At 63.0% G+C, this 16,088-nt stretch carries 13 protein-coding genes and 1 pseudogene; 9 read left to right on the forward strand and 5 right to left on the reverse strand.

Annotated elements, in window-relative coordinates:
• The first annotated feature begins 58 nt into the window (after nucleotides 1-58).
• The 5 genes from dut to NKH73_RS18420 all read left to right on the forward strand — a co-directional run bounded on the left by dut (nucleotide 59) and on the right by NKH73_RS18420 (nucleotide 4,046).
• Nucleotides 59-544 (forward strand): dUTP diphosphatase, encoded by a 486-nt coding sequence (dut, locus tag NKH73_RS18400; RefSeq protein ID WP_352934371.1) that lies wholly within the window; start codon nucleotides 59-61, stop codon nucleotides 542-544.
• Between the two features lie 13 nt (nucleotides 545-557).
• Complete coding sequence (locus NKH73_RS18405; RefSeq protein WP_352934374.1) at nucleotides 558-1,214, forward strand: HAD family hydrolase; 657 nt, start codon at nucleotides 558-560, stop codon at nucleotides 1,212-1,214.
• 87 nt (nucleotides 1,215-1,301) lie between these two features.
• Nucleotides 1,302-2,150 (forward strand): hypothetical protein, encoded by an 849-nt coding sequence (locus tag NKH73_RS18410; RefSeq protein WP_352934376.1) that lies wholly within the window; start codon nucleotides 1,302-1,304, stop codon nucleotides 2,148-2,150.
• A 79-nt stretch (nucleotides 2,151-2,229) separates the two neighbouring features.
• Nucleotides 2,230-3,033: an isocitrate lyase/PEP mutase family protein gene (locus NKH73_RS18415; protein WP_352934380.1), complete on the forward strand. Its 804-nt coding sequence runs from the start codon at nucleotides 2,230-2,232 to the stop codon at nucleotides 3,031-3,033.
• 14 nt (nucleotides 3,034-3,047) lie between these two features.
• Entirely contained in the window at nucleotides 3,048-4,046 is a 999-nt protein-coding gene (locus NKH73_RS18420) for a proline racemase family protein (RefSeq protein WP_352934383.1), read from the forward strand.
• On the opposite strand, the gene NKH73_RS18425 is transcribed toward NKH73_RS18420, so the two are convergent.
• Together NKH73_RS18425 and NKH73_RS18430 are read right to left on the reverse strand one after the other, a co-directional pair.
• The gene (locus tag NKH73_RS18425; protein ID WP_352934386.1) at nucleotides 4,043-4,753 is read right to left on the reverse strand and encodes a sulfate transporter family protein; all 711 of its coding nucleotides are present in this window, start codon (nucleotides 4,751-4,753) and stop codon (nucleotides 4,043-4,045) included. The two genes, NKH73_RS18420 and NKH73_RS18425, sit on opposite strands and share 4 nt — an antisense overlap.
• Nucleotides 4,754-4,849: 96 nt before the next feature.
• A complete protein-coding gene (locus tag NKH73_RS18430) occupies nucleotides 4,850-5,752 on the reverse strand; it encodes a DMT family transporter (RefSeq protein ID WP_352934388.1) in 903 nt (300 codons plus the stop codon).
• Nucleotides 5,753-5,937: 185 nt separating this feature from the next.
• On the opposite strand from NKH73_RS18430, the gene NKH73_RS18435 reads away from it, so the two are divergent.
• Both NKH73_RS18435 and NKH73_RS18440 read left to right on the forward strand, forming a co-directional pair.
• Entirely contained in the window at nucleotides 5,938-6,930 is a 993-nt protein-coding gene (locus NKH73_RS18435) for an adenosine kinase (protein WP_352934390.1), read from the forward strand.
• Nucleotides 6,931-7,145: 215 nt separating this feature from the next.
• The gene (locus tag NKH73_RS18440; RefSeq protein ID WP_352934393.1) at nucleotides 7,146-7,823 is read left to right on the forward strand and encodes a hypothetical protein; all 678 of its coding nucleotides are present in this window, start codon (nucleotides 7,146-7,148) and stop codon (nucleotides 7,821-7,823) included.
• Nucleotides 7,824-7,888: 65 nt separating this feature from the next.
• Here NKH73_RS18440 and NKH73_RS18445 read toward each other — a convergent pair whose 3' ends face one another.
• Together NKH73_RS18445 and NKH73_RS18450 are read right to left on the reverse strand one after the other, a co-directional pair.
• The gene (locus tag NKH73_RS18445; RefSeq protein ID WP_352934396.1) at nucleotides 7,889-9,424 is read right to left on the reverse strand and encodes an ArnT family glycosyltransferase; all 1,536 of its coding nucleotides are present in this window, start codon (nucleotides 9,422-9,424) and stop codon (nucleotides 7,889-7,891) included.
• Between the two features lie 271 nt (nucleotides 9,425-9,695).
• The gene (locus NKH73_RS18450; protein ID WP_352934399.1) at nucleotides 9,696-10,526 is read right to left on the reverse strand and encodes an alpha/beta fold hydrolase; all 831 of its coding nucleotides are present in this window, start codon (nucleotides 10,524-10,526) and stop codon (nucleotides 9,696-9,698) included.
• Between the two features lie 140 nt (nucleotides 10,527-10,666).
• Between NKH73_RS18450 and NKH73_RS18455 the strand changes: the two are divergent.
• Nucleotides 10,667-10,783, forward strand: a pseudogene (locus NKH73_RS18455) (IS5/IS1182 family transposase); the annotation flags it as partial.
• Nucleotides 10,784-10,817: 34 nt separating this feature from the next.
• Here NKH73_RS18455 and NKH73_RS18460 read toward each other — a convergent pair.
• Nucleotides 10,818-13,097, reverse strand: a complete 2,280-nt coding sequence (locus NKH73_RS18460; RefSeq protein ID WP_352934402.1) for an NADP-dependent malic enzyme — start codon at nucleotides 13,095-13,097, stop codon at nucleotides 10,818-10,820.
• A 142-nt stretch (nucleotides 13,098-13,239) separates the two neighbouring features.
• Here NKH73_RS18460 and mutS point away from each other — a divergent pair, with 142 nt between their 5' ends.
• Nucleotides 13,240-15,957, forward strand: coding sequence for a DNA mismatch repair protein MutS (gene mutS / locus NKH73_RS18465; protein ID WP_352934405.1), 2,718 nt, complete (start codon nucleotides 13,240-13,242; stop codon nucleotides 15,955-15,957).
• Nucleotides 15,958-16,088: the final 131 nt, after the last annotated feature.

Genomic DNA, 16,088 nt, shown 5'->3' on the forward strand with positions numbered 1-16,088 from the left:
TTGATAGCATTGCTGCCGAGTTGACCGAATCGGCGTTGGCAGCGATAGGATCAGCCTTATGCGCGCAGCAATCTACACTTCCTCCGTCATCGGTCCGGCCGTCGGCTTCGTCAGGCTGCCGCATGGCGAAGGCCTGCCGCTTCCCGCCTATGAAAGCCCCGGCGCCGCCGGCATGGATCTGCGCGCCGCGGTGCCGGACGACCGGCCACTGCTGATCCTGCCGGGAAAACGCGCGCTGGTGCCGACCGGGCTGATCCTGGAGATTCCGGAAGGCATGGAAGGCCAGGTCCGGCCGCGCTCGGGCCTTGCCTACAAGCATGGGCTCACCTGCCTCAACACGCCGGGCACTATCGACAGCGACTATCGCGGCGAGGTGAAGGTGCTGCTGATCAACCTTGGCGACGAGGATTTCGCGGTAACGCGCGGCATGCGGATCGCCCAGATCGTCTTCGCCCCGGTGACGCAGGCGACAGTCGAGGAGCGGACATTGGCCGGAGGTACGGCGCGGGGCTCCGGCGGCTTCGGATCGACCGGCACGGCCTGATGAGCACCGCGAAATGAGAATGCCCAAGCTCGTCATCTTCGATTGCGACGGGGTTCTGGTCGACACCGAGAACCTGGCCAATCGGCGCCTCGCGGAATGGCTAAGCGCCGCCGGCTACCCGGCCACCTTCGAATCTTGCCGCAAGAATTTCTCCGGCCGCTCCATGGTCTCGGTGCAAAAAGAAGTCGAGGCGACCGGCGTCAGCCTCGGCGCCGATTTCGTCGAGCGCTGGAACGCCGGCCTGCCGGACCTGTTCGCGCACGGCGTCGAAGCCGTCCCCTATGTCAGGGAGTTCATCGAAGTCGTGCATGCGGCCGGCATCGCAACTTGCGTCGCTTCATCGGCGCGGGTTTCGAAAATGCACATCACGCTCGGCCAAACAGGTCTGTTGCCGCTGTTCGAGCATGCGCTGTTCAGCTCGACCATGGTCTCGCGCGGAAAGCCGTTTCCCGACTTGTTCCTGCATGCCGCACATACGATGGGCTTTGCGCCGGCAGACTGCATCGTCATCGAGGACAGCGTCGCCGGAACGATGGCCGGCATTGCCGCCGGCATGCGGGTATTTTCCTATCACGGCGACCCGCATACCGATCGCGACGGCCTGACCGAGGCCGGCGGCATATTGTTCGACGATATGCGCGCGCTGGCCGGACTGGTGCCGATCCACTAACCTGATAATTCAGGCTTCTTACCCGGCTGTACGCCTCAGTTGTCCGTGCTAGCTTGCGAACGCTCGACAGTGGGAGGCGCCCAGCGCATGAGTTCCATCCTGCTTCGCTTCATCTTCGCCTGTTTGCTGCTGCCGTATCTGTGGACTGCGGCCGGTGCGCAAGGCGTCAGCTTCCCAGACCTCGGCAGCGCCGTCCCCGGCCACGAGGACAAGACCTATCTCGACCTCGCCAGGATGATCATTCCCGATCTGGCGGCGGACAAGAACGGCTTCTACCGGGGTTCCAGGCCGGTCGAGATGCGCCATATCGAGGGTTCGGATAGCGGTGGCCTGCCGCCCGAAACGTCGGGCCTCTCCAACGCCGCCGCGCTCGACATCAAGGCAGGCGGCAAGGATCGGCTGGCCATGCTGTTCGACCTCGGCAGCTCGTCGGACAGCGCCGAGGGGTTCGCGGTGCTGGCGCTTTACGATCTTGCCGGCAAGCCGAGACTGCTAGACGTCGTCAATGTCGCCGTCGACCGGAGCACCTCTTTCAGCGAGCCGGGCAAGCTGCCGATTGGGCCCAGCGATGACGCCATCATCACCCTGAGCACGCATTTCAATTCGAGCCAGGGCTATACGAGCACGCCGCTGATCCTGGTCCGCGACGACAGGTTCGAACTGATCGACATGATCTACACGTTCAACGAGAACCTCTGCGCCTATACGCGCACGCAGGAGTTGGCCTTTCAGACCGTTGCGGACGGCCAGCCCTACGCGGCCATCAAGGCCAGGGTGACCGATGCCACGGTGCCGAATGGTGAAAGCTGCGACGATCAGGCGCCCAAGGCTTCCTCGCGCGACATTTCCCTCACCTACCATTGGGACAGGGCCGCATACGTCAAGGATTCCGACGCACTGGACAAATTGGCAGCAGAGAACGCCAATCGCTTCTGAACCAATCGCATTCGTTTGCCCGCCGCAAATCGGCGCGATAGAATCCGGCCTCACACCCCGCAGATGAAGGAATGCATCCATGGACAAGGGCAAAACCTTTCGCGACCTGCATAGCTCGATTTTCGTCATGCCCAACCCGTGGGACATCGGCACGACGAAATTGCTGGCCTCCTTCGGTTTCAAGGCGCTGGCAACGACCAGCGCCGGCTTTGCGTTTTCGCGCGGCCTGCCTGACGGCGCGGTGACCTTCGAGGCGATGATCCACCATTGCCGCGAGATGACGGCGGCGACCGACCTGCCGGTCTCGGCCGATCTCGAGAAGGGCAAGGGCGACAGCGCGACAAGTGCCGCCGAAACTGTCTTCGCGGCCGAAGCGGCCGGCCTCGCCGGCTGCTCGATCGAGGATCACACCGGCGAACCCGACAAGCCGATCTACGATTTTTCGCATGCAGTCGAGCGCGTCGCCGCTGCAGCGGAGGCGGCACGGGCGCTGAAGCATGATTTCGTCTTCACCGCGCGCGCCGAGAATTTTCTGTGGGATAAGCCCGACATCGACGACACGATAAAGCGGCTGCAAGCCTTCGAGAAGGCCGGCGCCGACGTGCTCTATGCGCCTGGTATCAGCGACATCGAGACGGTGCGAACCGTCTGCTCGGCGCTGACCAAGCCGGTCAATGTCCTGGCGAGCCCGGGCTTCACCGTCGCCGATCTTGCGATGGCGGGAGTCAAACGCATCTCGCTCGGGTCGGGACTGACCAATTTCGCTTTCGGCATGCTGGAAACGGCGGCGCGCGAAATCCAGCAGGATGGAACCTTCGGCTTCAGCCGCGCCGCCATGCCGTTCGGCAAGCTGCAGGCGTTGTTTGCCAAATCTTCGGCTTAGACAGGCACCGAAGCATGACGCTCACCGTCGTCGACATGCACACCGGCGGCGAGCCGCTCAGGATCGTCACCGGCGGTTATCCGCAAATTCCAAAAGGCACGATCCTGGAAAAACGCGCCTATGTGCGCGACCACTTCGATCACCTCAGGAAGATCCTTATGTTCGAGCCGCGCGGCCATTACGACATGTATGGCGCGCTGCTGGTCGAGCCTGATCTGCCCGGCGCCGACCTCGCCGTGCTGTTCATGCACAATGAGGGCTATTCGACGATGTGCGGCCACGCCATCGTCGCGCTCGGCCGCTATGCCGTCGACGAGGGGCTGGTGGCGCGACAGGAGCCGCTGACGACGGTCAACATCGAAGCACCGTGCGGGCTGGTCGTCGCCTCGGTTGAGGTGCAAGACGGCAAGGCAGGTGCTGTGTCGTTCGAAAGCGTGCCGGCCTTTCTGTTTGCCCGCGACCAGGAGGTGGAATTGCCGGGATTCGGTGCGATCGGCTTCGACATCGCCTATGGCGGCGCCTTCTACGCGCTCGCCGATTGCCGCACGTTCGACCTGGAATTCGGCAGGAGCCGCGTGCGCGATTTTGTCGATCCGGCGACGGCGCTGACCGACAAACTGAAGGCCGAGTTCCCCTTGTCGCATCCCGACCATGCGGACCTCGCCTTTCTCTACGGCACGATCCTGACCGACGGAAGGGATGCGTTTTCCAGCGAGGCGACAAAAAACATCTGCGTCTTCGCCGAGGCCCAGGTCGACCGCTCGCCGACCGGCTCGGGCGTCACCGCACGGCTGGCGGCCATGCATGCCAAGGGCGGGATCGCGATCGGGCAGGCGCGGACCTTCGAGAGCATCGCCGGCTCGCTTTTTTCCGGGAGCGTGACGAGGACCGCGAAAGCCGGACCGCATGACGCCATCATCGCCCGTGTCGGCGGCCGCGCCTATTACTCAGGGCGCGCCGAATTCATCGTCGAGCCCGACGACGAGTTGGGCAAGGGTTTTCTGCTGCGCTAGGACTTTGAGGACCGGGCCGCTTCTCGCGCACTGATCCCCTTGTGCAGATGCACCATCATGGCGGCGGCAAACAGCGGCGTCAGAAGGTTGAGCAGCGGCACGGCAAGAAAGGCAGCAATGAGCAGCCCGGCGAGAAACACCGTGCCGGCATACTTCTTGCACAATGCCCGTGCCTCGACCTCCGGGCGAAAGCGCATGGCGGCGAATTCAAAGAATTCGCGTCCGAGCAGATAGCCGTTGACGATGAAGAAGGCGGCTATGTTGATGCCCGGCACCAGCAAAAGCAGCAAAGCCACGATGTTGCCGAGGACGACGACGCCGAAGAATTTTATCGCCAGCACCAGCGAGCGCAGTGCCGGCACGGCGCGGCCGGGCAGATCGCCGGGATAGTCGGTGCGCTCGACCACTTCGGCGACATCGTCGAGAAACAGGCCGGCAATGATCGCCGTCACCGGCGCGATAAGCAGCGCCATCCCGAAGGCAAGAGCGATGGCGGCGATGATGCCGCCCAGCCAGCCAGCCCAGGACGGCAGGCCGGGCATCAGGGACTCCAACCATGGCAAGGCCAGCCACTCGACAAGGCTCGTCAACCCGAACCACAAGGCCAGCAGCGCCAGCAAGGTGAGCCCCAGCGTCTTGATGAAAACCGAACGAAACTCGGGCGAGAACAGCCGGCTCAGGGCGGCGCGGGCGGCGTCGAGTATCATGGCGTTTCAAACCTATATGCAACGCGCCCGTTTGGGCAGGACGCCCCCGAGATAGGAAAGGCAAATCATCAGCGCAACTGCCGCTGATAACGCAACCTACCGCGCAAGCACCGGCTTGCGGACAGGAATGGTCATCGCCGCCACGCCGGCGACAACAAGGGCCATTCCCCACCACGCCGTCGGCCCAAGGCTTTCGCCGAGGAACACCGCCCCGATACCGACGCCGATCGGCACGCGCAGATAGGCCTGCGAGGTAGTGCCGACGGAGCCCAGCGTATGGATGAGGCGGAAATAAATGCAGAAGGCCAGCGCGGTTGAAAAAACCGAAAGTCCGAGCAGGGCAAGGATCGAGGCCGTTGATGGCGCCAACGCCCAGGGCCGGTCGAACACAAGACTGAGGGGGAGGAGTATCGCGGCACCGCAAAGCATCGAACCGGCGGCCGGAATCATCGGATCAAGGCCCTTGAAGCCGCGACCGAAAATGGCAGCACCTGCGTAGCAGACCGTCGCCGCGACGACGGCAAGCTGCGCCCACAATTGGTGACCAAGACCGCCAAGTGCCTGGGTGCCAACGATGAGGCATATCCCAGCTATTCCCGCACCGACGCCGAACAGTTTGCGCATGGTCACCGGCTCGTGGCGCGTGATGAGCGCTGTCAGCAAGAAGGTGAAGATTGGCGAGGTCGCATTCAGGATCGTGGCCAGCCCGGCGTCCAGCGAGCGCTCGGCCGAGGCTATCAACGTGAATGGCACAACGCTGTTGAGGCATGCCTGGAACGCGAACCGACGCCAGCTGGCGGCATCGCGCGGCAGCGTCAGGCCACGCCAGCGGAGGAGGGCGAGAAGAATTCCACCCGCAATCAAGGTTCGGGCGGCGATCAGCGTTACCGGTGGGATCGTTTCGACGCCGATCTTGATGAAGGTGTAGGAAGCGCCCCACAGCACCGCGAGCGCAACGAGAAGCGCCAGTTCGGTCTTCATGTCGGTTTTTGCAGGCATGGCGGGTTCGCAACCTTTGGGGGACATTGATCGACTACGCCACCCTGGTAAGCAAGACACGGAAGAAATGCTTCGATCATTATCCAACCCGTAATTGTTGACTAGGCAAAGCCGCATCAAATCGCTAGACCCGCCCGCGGCCGGCGTGGCAGAAGGCCAATGGTTTTTTCGCGGAGACATCCTTGATGCCGAACTATGACGTGCTTTGTATCGGTAATGCGATCGTCGACATCATCGCCCAGTGCGACGAGGCGTTCCTGGAGACCAACGGCATCATCAAGGGCGCGATGAACCTGATCGACACCAGGCGCGCCGAACTGCTCTACAGTCGCATGGGCCCGGCCATCGAAGCCTCCGGCGGCAGCGCCGGCAACACGGCGGCGGGCGTCGCTTCCTTCGGCGGACGCGCCGCCTTCTTCGGCAAAGTCTCGAACGACCCGCTCGGCGAGATCTACGCCCATGACATCCATGCGCAGGGCGTCGCCTTCGATACCAAGCCGCTCAACGGCGAGCCGCCGACGGCGCGCTCGATGATCTTCGTCACGCCCGATGGCGAGCGCTCGATGAACACCTATCTCGGCGCCTGCATTGAGCTCGGGCCTGAGGACGTCGAGGCAGACAAGGCTTCAGGCGCGGCGGTCACCTATTTCGAGGGCTACCTGTGGGACCCGCCGCGCGCCAAGGAAGCGATCCGGCAGACGGCGAAGCTCGCGCATGCCGCCGGCCGCGAAGTGTCGATGACGCTGTCGGATTCGTTCTGCGTCGACCGCTACCGCGACGAGTTTCTGGACCTGATGCGCTCGGGCACCGTCGACATCGTCTTTGCCAACAGCCACGAGATCAAGTCGCTCTACCAGACCGCCTCTTTCGATGAGGCGCTGGCGCAGATCCGCAAGGACTGCAAGATAGCCGCGGTCACCCGCTCGGAAATGGGTTCGGTCATCGTGCGCGGCGACGAGACCGTCACCGTCGATGCAACCAAGATCCGGGAGCTGGTCGATACCACCGGCGCCGGCGACCTCTATGCCGCGGGCTTCCTCTATGGCTACACGCAAGGGCGCAGCCTGAAGGATTGCGGCAATCTCGGCTCACTGGCGGCCGGGCTGGTGATCCAGCAGCTCGGCCCAAGGCCGAGGCAGAATTTGCGCAAAGAGGCTGAGCAGGCAGGGTTGCTGTAGAACCCCTTCTTTCCTTCTCCTCTCGTAGGAGAAGGGAATGGGCGCGACGCCGAGTGCACTGCCAACGGGCGCACTGCACGGGTCAACAATTGAAACACTTCAGTCGGATTTCGGCATTCGTCCGAAACATCCGGGGGCGAAAAGCCGCGCTATGGAGCGAACCCGTCGGGACGGCTCCGCGGTCGAGGCCGCCAACCAACTGAAGGATCAGGAAGATGTCTACTCCCGTAACAGTCGTCGCTTTCAGTGGCGTCGATCCTGGCGCGTTGACGCTGACGCAGTACGAGAAACTCTACACCGGCGCTATGGCTCGCGCGCGTCAGGAAAGATCGGCCGCGCCGGCCAAAGGCATGGCGCGCCTGACATCGATGTTCAGGATCGAACATCGTTTCGCCGGCATCGTTTTGCTGCTGGCCACGATCATCGGGGCCATGGCCGTCACCAACGGCGCCCAGGCCGGAGAAAACAAGTTCAAGATGAAACACGGCGTTTCACAGGCGGTGAAGCAGAATTCGGCGATGCCGCAAACGCGCCTCGCCCGTCGCACCCAAACCTTCAGGCCAACAGGCAAACTGCCGTCCTTTGGCGATAAGATCCGCCCCAGGATAAATGCGAAAATCGACTGCGCGGTAATTAGCTGCAAAGCCAAGCCACCGATCCTCAAGCATAGGCCCAAGCTGCATTGCAAGGTGTTCGGATGCAAACCCGGCAAGGACCATGACGGCCACCACGGCAATCACCATGGCCACCACAAGCATGGCTCCTGGCTCTGGGGCGGCGTGACGATCGTCGCTTCCGATCACGGTGGCTGCGGCTATGAATTCTGGAAGTGGAAGACGACCGGCTGGCGCTATTGGCGACATGCCTATCAGAGCTGCCGCGGCTGGAATTGAACTGCCCTACCCGATGCTAAGGGTCGACACCTGCGGTGGGTACAAGCGGCAATCCTTGACTACATTCAATCTTGTGCGCTTGTGCCCGCCGAACCGCGCTTGTGAAGGCGGGCGAAATAGATGCGCCGGCCCGATGTAGACCCGAACAGTTCTTTGCCGATCAGCGTACCGGTTTGGTTGCTGAGCTCGTAGTCTGTTTGCCGCAAGAGCTCTACGACTGCCGGGTCAGGCTGGCCTTCGTCCAGCCACATCAACACCGCAGGATCCTGGAGCAGCTCTTTCAGCTCCGGAACCTCGGGATTGAGCAGCACGAGGTCGCCCTCAGCGAGGCGGAAATTCCCGACCCACGAGGAACTGCCGAGTATCGTGCGCACCGGCCCGGTGGCCCGCAGATCGGAATAGAGCTCTTTGAAGTCCAGTCTTGCGGTACGAGATTTGCCTCCCCCGCCCATCAGTTGCGCATACCAAGTGAACGGTGTCACAAGCAGAGCTATAACGACAGCCAAGGCGATTACGAAGCGCTGAACCTGCCGCCCGAACTCGCCCAGCCTTTCCGTGCGTGCGGCAAGATAAAGCGGCAGCAGGAAAAGAACCGGCAGCAGCCAGCGGTTGCGCAACGACGTGCTGCCGCTTGCCAGCACCAGCAGCAGCACAGCAAGAAGGCCTATCAGCAATGCACGCTCAAGCAACTTGTCCCGCGGTGCATTGAAAGCCTCCTGGCGCCGGGGGAAACTCCGTTTCCAGGCGAAGCCGAGGACGTAGACGAATAGAGTCATGATGCTGAATGAGGCGGTAGCGAATATGATTTTGAACAACCCCTCGCCGCGGACGCCGATCATCCCGTCGTCATCATCGGCTATGCCAAACTTGGATATACGGGCGAAAATTGCGTCCGAATGGTAGTAGCTCCAAACTGTCGTCGGGGTCAGAACAAGCACGAAGACCGCCATGCTGAGCAGTATCCATGGCGAAACCAGCGCTGGTCGGTAGGCGCGCACAGTCATCGCCGCCGAGAGCAGCGCTACCAGCATGAGGACATCGTTGAACTTGGCGAGCGCGGCCAGTGCGGCCGCCAGGCCGAAGCACGCATAGGCCAGCGGCGTCCTGATATCGACGAGATAAGCAAAAGCGAGCAGCGTGACCGCGCAAAAGGCGAAGGCGGCCACCGAATGCGTCAAGCTGTGTTGCGCTTCCCAAAACAGCAGCGGCACCGTCATCAGTCCGAACATGGCGGCGGCGGCGGTGACCTGCTTATAGCCAAGCTTGCGCATTGCAGCATGGGTGGCGGCAAAGCCGACGAAAAGCAGGACATATCTAACGAGTTTAAGGCTGAAGATGCCCGTCCCGAACCCTTGGCTTACTGTCCAGGCAATCCAGTTGTAGAGCGGTGGCTGCGAACCACCATAGCCGGCAGCGAGATGCGGCAGATAAATCAGTTGCTCGGCATCGTCGATGTTTACGCCGTTGCCTGCCCAAAGGCTAAGGAGCGGCAGCGTCGCAGTTTGGAAGGCAAAATAAAGAGCGACGAAGAGCACCGCGGCGTAAAGCCGGCCGATCTTGCTGTCGGCAAACCAATCAATCAGTTCTTCTATCTTCTGCAAAATGTGGTCACCCGTTTGTGCCAGCGGCACGGCGTTACACGACTGTGGAGCAGAGAACAATCGGTGGCCGGATTTTTACCCCCAAGCGTCGGAACGGTATTCCCGGCCGGCGGGTTTTTGCGTGGTGGGAAGCTCAGATCTTGGGATCTCGATGCCGCAATTGCCACGGATTAGGCCGTGAGCCCATTAGTCGGCGATTCCCGAGATGACGTGGTCTGCGGATCGGCAGCATCAAGATCAGAAACGCTTTGAAGCCACCGTTGCTCTCCGGTTATGTTTGCAACGTATCCCAGAAACGCAGTGTCGTCGCGACAATCGCTTCCGGCGCATCCTCTTGCAACAGATGTTTCGCCTCTGGAACGGACGCGAAAGGCGCGTTGGCTATCCGCCTTGCCAGTTCCCGGCCATCGGCGATCGGTATCCACTCGTCATCTTCGCCCCATAGGATTGTCACGGGGCAGCGTATCTCGCCATATCGCCACTCAACCTGCTGGCTGTACTTGTCATCCATCTGGGCAATCTGCCGCCAGAACGCCTTCTGACCAATATCTCCCAGCCACGGGTCGAGGTAAAGCTGCATCTCGTCTTCGCGTAATTCGTTGGCCACTGCGGTGCCGATATAGGCCCTAAGCATAGCTTCGTGGATATAGGCTGGCAGGTTCGCAAACACCTGCTCATTTTCCTTTGCGGCCTGAACGAGCGGTGAGCCTTGGGGACTGATTGCGACCGGGTCGATGAGGACGAGGCTTCGATAGTCAAGCTCGTTCAATATGTGTCCGCGAAGCGCATTCGACCCACCGAAATCGTGGGCGACCACGTCCGGGTTCTTGACGCCCCAATGTGCATAAAGGGCAGCGAAAAGCTCGTTCTGCACGCCGCGCGACACGTTGGCGTCGGGTTTGTCGGACTGACCGTAGCCAAGCATGTCGAAGTAGAAGATTTGTCGCTCCCGTCCCAGAAGCGGCGCTATGCGCCGCCATTCGACGGACGAAAATGGCGTTCCGTGAAGCACGATTGCGGGCGGCCCTGCTCCAATCGTCCCCCATGCGATCGCGTAGCCACGGAAGTCGAAGCGCTCCGGTAGCTGCCAATTGTTCGTCATGATTCTCTCTCCGACCCGCGTCAGTCGGGGAGACAACGCAAAACTGGATGCCCGGTTTCAGTTTTCCCGATGCAGATCAAAGCGAAAGCTATTGGAGTGTTTGCTGATTCCATCGCGCCGGACTCCGATTCAGGCTCACAATGAGCCGATATGATCCGACAGACGTTGAATCGCGCGCGATCGAGCCGTTCCTGCCCGACAAGCCGCGAGGCGTGCCCCGCGTCGATGACCGCCGCGTGCTTAACGGCATCTTCTGGTGCCGCGATCTGGCGATCTGGATCGAGCGGTCTCTCACGCTCCCGCCGAATATGCCGCAATCGCCGCCATGTTGACGATGTCGGAATCCTTGGCGTTGAGCGAGACGATCTGCACCGGTTTGTTCAAGCCGACCAGCAGCGGGCCGATGACGGTGGAGCCGCCTAGTTCCTGCAGCATCTTGGTCGAGATCGAGGCCGAGTGGAAGGCCGGCATGATCAGGACGTTGGCCGGGCCGGTCAGCCGGATGAATGGGTATTGCGCCATGGCGCGCGCATTGAGCGCCACATCGGCGGCCATCTCGCCATCATACTCGAAATCGACGCGCCGCTTGTCGAGGATGCGCACCGCTTCCTGGACGCGCTCGGAGCGCTCACCCTGCGGATGGCCGAAGGTGGAATAGGCAAGCATTGCGAGCCTTGGCTCGTAACCCATGCGGCGGGCAAAGCCGGCGGCTTCCTCGGCGATGTCGGCGATCTGCTCGGCATTTGGCATGTCGTGCACGGCGGTGTCGGCGACGATCACGGTTCGGCCCCGAGCCAGCACGATCGAGGCGCCGATGACGCGGTGGCCGGGCTTGGCGTCAATGACGCGGCGGATGTCGTCGAGCGCCGTCGAATAGTTGCGGGTGACCCCGGTGACGATGCCGTCGGCGTCGCCCAGCGCCACCATGCAGGCGGCGAAGTGGTTGCGATCGTTGTTGATCAGGCGCTGGCAGTCGCGGAACAGGAAGCCCTTGCGCTGCATGCGCTCGTACAGATAGTCGGTGTAGACGCCGTTGCGGCGCGACAGCCTGGCGTTGATGATCTCGATGCCTTGCCTGTCGATCTCGATGCCGGCGTTCCTGGCGTTCTCCTTGATGATGTCGTCGCGGCCGAGCAGGATGGCCGTGCCGAGCCGCTGGTTCACATAGGAGACGGCGGCGCGCATCACCTGCTCTTCCTCGCCCTCGGCGAAGACGATGCGCTTGGGCTGGCGGCGCACGCGGTCGTAGATGCGCTGCAGCGTCGAAGCGATCGGGTCGCGGCGGGCGGAAAGCTCCTGGGCGTAGCGGTCGAGATCGAGAATCGGCTTGCGGGCGACGCCTGAGTCCATCGCCGCCTTGGCGACCGCGATCGGAATGGCCGAGATCAGGCGCGGGTCGAACGGCACCGGGATGATGTAGTTTGGGCCGAATTTCGGCCGCATGCCCTGGTAGGCGGCCGCGACGTCGTCAGGCACGTCCTGGCGCGCCAGTTCGGCGAGCGCACGCGCCGCGGCGATCTTCATGTCGTCATTGATGGTGGTGGCCCGCACATCCAGTGCGCCACGGAAGATGTAGGGAAAGCCGAGCACGTTGTTGACCTGGTTCGGATAGTCCGAACGGCCGGTGGCCATGATGGCGTCGGTGCGAATCTCCGCCACTTCCTCCGGCGTGATCTCCGGGTCGGGATTGGCCATGGCGAAGATGATCGGGTTCTTGGCCATCGATTGCACCATCTTGGTGGTCAGCGCGCCCTTGGCGGAGAGGCCGAGGAATACGTCGGCGCCCTCGAGCGCCTCGGCCAGCGAGCGCGCCTCGGTCTTGACGGCGTGCGCCGATTTCCACTGGTTCATGCCTTCGGTGCGGCCCTGGAAGACGACGCCCTTGGTGTCGCACAGGATGATGTTTTCAGGCGCGAAGCCCATCGCCTTCATCAGTTCGATGCAGGCGATGCCTGCCGCACCGGCACCATTGCAGACCATTTTCGTGGTCTTCATATCGCGGCCGGTGATCTCCAGCGCGTTGATCAGGCCGGCGGCCGAGATGATGGCGGTGCCGTGCTGGTCGTCATGGAAGACGGGAATGTCCATCAATTCGCGCAGGCGCTGCTCGATGATGAAACATTCCGGCGCCTTGATGTCCTCGAGGTTGATGCCGCCGAAGGAGGGGCCGAGAAAGCGCACGCAGTTGATGAATTCGTCGGCATCCTCGGTGTCGACTTCGAGGTCGATGGAATCGACATCGGCAAAGCGCTTGAACAGCACCGCCTTGCCTTCCATCACCGGCTTGGAGGCCAGCGCGCCGAGATTGCCGAGACCGAGGATGGCGGTGCCGTTGGAGATGACGGCGACCATGTTGCCGCGCGCCGTATAGTCGAAGGCGCGGCTCGGATCCTCGGCGATCGCTAGGACGGGAACCGCGACGCCCGGCGAATAGGCAAGGCTTAAGTCGCGCTGCGTCGCCATCGGCTTGGTGGCGACGATCTCCAGCTTGCCGGGCCGGCCCATGGCGTGGAATTCCAGCGCCTCCTGCGCACTGACGGAGGGTCCGTTGTTCTCGGTCTTCCTGGCCATGATGCTTTCGATTTCCTCACCCGTGCAGCACCTCGTTGAGACGGGTGCAATGCTTTCTTTTGTGGAACGTTCGGGATTAAGGCTACACTTCGCCGCTGTAAACAGCCAAGCAAGTGGCTTGGAAAATTTTGGAAGCGGCTTCTTGAACGACGAAACGCCCATTCGTAGCGAGAGCGCTACGCCGGCCTTTGCGCCAGCGACGCCGATGATGGAGCAGTATATCGAGATTAAGGCGGCGAACCCGGATTCGCTGCTGTTCTACCGGATGGGCGATTTCTACGAGCTGTTCTTCGACGACGCCGAAAAGGCGAGCCGGGCGCTCGGCATCGTGCTGACCAAGCGCGGCAAGCACCAGGGCCTCGACATCCCGATGTGCGGCGTGCCGGTGCATGCGGCCGACGACTATCTGCAGAAGCTGATCGGACAAGGGTTCCGCGTCGCCGTCTGCGAGCAGATCGAGGATCCGGCCGAGGCGAAGAAGCGCGGCGGCAAGTCGGTGGTGCGCCGCGATGTGGTGCGGCTGGTGACGCCCGGCACCATCACCGAGGACAAATTGCTGGCGCCGTCGGAATCGAGTTTCCTGATGGCGCTTGGCCGGGTCAAGGGCGGAGCGGAACAACACTCCTTCGCGCTGGCCTGGATCGAGATCTCGACCGGCGCCTTCCGCGTTGCCGAGACCACCGCCGATCGGCTGCTCGCCGACGTCTTTCGCGTCGACCCGCGCGAGTTGATCGTCGCCGAGCCGGTGTTTTATGACCCCGAACTGAAGCCGGTGTTCGACGTGCTTGGCCGCGTCGCCAATCCGCAGCCGCCGAGCCTGTTCGACTCGGCGTCGGCCGCGGGCCGCATCGCCCGTTTCTTCGAGGTGGCGACGCCGGACAGTTTCGGCACGTTTTCGCGCGCGGAACTGTCGGCGATCTCGGGTGTCATCGCCTATGTCGAAAAGACGCAGAAAGCCGAGCGGCCGCCGCTGTCGCGGCCCGAGCGCGAGGAGCAGGGCTCGACGCTGTTCATCGATCCGGCGACACGCGCCAATCTGGAACTGCTGCGCACCCTGTCAGGCAGCCGCGAGGGTTCGCTGTTCAAGGCAATCGACCGCACGGTGACCGGCGGCGGCGCGCGGCTGCTCGCCGACCGGCTGATGGCGCCGCTGACCGATCCGGCGGCAATTGGCGCAAGGCTGGATTCGGTGTCGTTCTTCCGGTCCGAGACACGCCTATGTCAGGCGGTGCGGGCGAGCCTGAAGAGTGTCGCCGACATGCCCCGCGCCCTGTCCCGGCTGGCGCTCAATCGCGGCGGTCCTCGCGATCTCGGCGCGCTGCGTGCCGGGTTCGAGGCAGCGGGCACTATTGCCGAACTGTTTGGAGCGACCGCCGCTCCACAAGAACTGGCGGCAGCACTGGCGGCGATCGAGGCGCTGCCACGCCCGCTGGCCGAGCATCTGACGCAGGCTCTCGGCGACGAGCTGCCGCTGCTCAAGCGCGATGGCGGCTTCGTCCGGAGCGGCTACCACGCCGAACTCGACGAGATGCGGGCACTGCGCGACGAATCGCGCAAGGTGATCGCCGGGCTGGAGCGCTCGCTGATCGACGAGACCGGCATCCGCTCGTTAAAGATCCGGCATAACAATGTGCTCGGCTACTATATCGAGGTCACCGCCAACCACCATGCGATCATGACCGGCAGCGATGGGGCGAAAGCCCGCTTCATCCATCGCCAGACCATGGCCAACGCCATGCGCTTCACCACGACGGAACTGGCCGAGCTGGAAACGAAGATCGCCAATGCAGCCGACCGGGCGCTGGCGATAGAGCTCGCCGCCTTCGACAGGCTGACGGCGGAGACGGTCGGCCAGGCGGACACGATCCGCGCCGGCGCCGAAGCGCTCGCGGTGCTCGACGTCTCGGCAGCACTTGCGCTGCTTTGCGAAAGCGAAGCCTGGTGCCGACCGCTGGTGGACGCGAGCCTCGCCTTCGCAATTTCGGGCGGGCGGCATCCAGTGGTGGAACAGTCGCTGCGGCGTTCGGGCGAAGGACCGTTCGTTGCGAATGATTGCGACCTGTCGCCGGAAGGTGATGCCAAAAACGGCGCGATATGGCTGCTGACCGGCCCCAATATGGGCGGCAAATCGACCTTCCTCAGGCAGAACGCACTGATCGCCATCCTCGCCCAGACCGGCTCCTTCGTGCCGGCGGCATCAGCCCATATCGGTGTGGTCGACCGGCTGTTTTCGCGTGTCGGCGCCTCGGACGATCTGGCGCGCGGCCGCTCGACCTTCATGGTCGAGATGGTCGAGACGGCGGCGATCCTCAACCAGGCCGGCGAACGCGCGCTGGTGATCCTGGATGAAATCGGACGCGGCACCGCGACCTTCGACGGCCTGTCGATCGCCTGGGCGGCGGTCGAGTATCTGCACGAAAAGAACCGCTGCCGGGCGATCTTCGCCACCCATTTCCACGAGATGACGGCGCTGGCCAGCAAACTCGCCCGACTGCACAACGTCACCATGCGGGTCAAGGAATGGGAGGGCGACGTGGTCTTCCTGCACGAGGTCGGCAAGGGGGCCGCCGACCGCTCCTACGGCGTACAGGTGGCGCGCCTGGCCGGCCTGCCGGAAGCCGTGGTCGGCCGCGCCAGGGAGGTGCTGCACCAGCTCGAAGCCGGCGAGGTCTCGGGCAAGGCGAACCGGCTGGTCGACGACCTGCCGCTGTTTTCGGTGGCGCTGAGACGAGAGACGCCGAAGCCGGCCAGGAACGATGCGCTGGGTGAGGCGCTCGGCGCGATCAACCCCGACGAAATGACGCCACGCGAGGCGCTGGAGGCGCTGTACCGGCTGAAGGGCATGGTGGGGAAGCCGTAGCACCACAGCCCGACCAGGGCGGACGAACTCGAGACAGTCTGCGCCATCCAGGGCGCGCTCACGCTGGGACGCGCTTTCGACGATACGGCGGTCTTTTCCCGCGCGCTGCAACGGACGCTGGCGGCGCTCGG

Source organism: Mesorhizobium sp. M0938 (assembly GCF_040319125.1).
GTDB classification, from domain to species: Bacteria; Pseudomonadota; Alphaproteobacteria; order Rhizobiales; family Rhizobiaceae; genus Mesorhizobium; species Mesorhizobium robiniae.

What these genes read in the sequence shown, in the direction of transcription:
- NKH73_RS18410 (WP_352934376.1), top strand. Translation starts at nt 1,302, where the DNA reads ATGAGTTCCATCCTGCTTCGCTTCATCTTCGCCTGTTTGCTGCTGCCG.
- NKH73_RS18425 (WP_352934386.1), bottom strand. Translation starts at nt 4,753, where the DNA reads ATGATACTCGACGCCGCCCGCGCCGCCCTGAGCCGGCTGTTCTCGCCC.
- NKH73_RS18460 (WP_352934402.1), bottom strand. Translation starts at nt 13,097, where the DNA reads ATGGCCAGGAAGACCGAGAACAACGGACCCTCCGTCAGTGCGCAGGAG.
- NKH73_RS18405 (WP_352934374.1), top strand. Translation starts at nt 558, where the DNA reads ATGAGAATGCCCAAGCTCGTCATCTTCGATTGCGACGGGGTTCTGGTC.
- NKH73_RS18450 (WP_352934399.1), bottom strand. Translation starts at nt 10,526, where the DNA reads ATGACGAACAATTGGCAGCTACCGGAGCGCTTCGACTTCCGTGGCTAC.
- NKH73_RS18415 (WP_352934380.1), top strand. Translation starts at nt 2,230, where the DNA reads ATGGACAAGGGCAAAACCTTTCGCGACCTGCATAGCTCGATTTTCGTC.
- NKH73_RS18440 (WP_352934393.1), top strand. Translation starts at nt 7,146, where the DNA reads ATGTCTACTCCCGTAACAGTCGTCGCTTTCAGTGGCGTCGATCCTGGC.
- dut (WP_352934371.1), top strand. Translation starts at nt 59, where the DNA reads ATGCGCGCAGCAATCTACACTTCCTCCGTCATCGGTCCGGCCGTCGGC.
- NKH73_RS18435 (WP_352934390.1), top strand. Translation starts at nt 5,938, where the DNA reads ATGCCGAACTATGACGTGCTTTGTATCGGTAATGCGATCGTCGACATC.
- NKH73_RS18420 (WP_352934383.1), top strand. Translation starts at nt 3,048, where the DNA reads ATGACGCTCACCGTCGTCGACATGCACACCGGCGGCGAGCCGCTCAGG.
- NKH73_RS18430 (WP_352934388.1), bottom strand. Translation starts at nt 5,752, where the DNA reads ATGCCTGCAAAAACCGACATGAAGACCGAACTGGCGCTTCTCGTTGCG.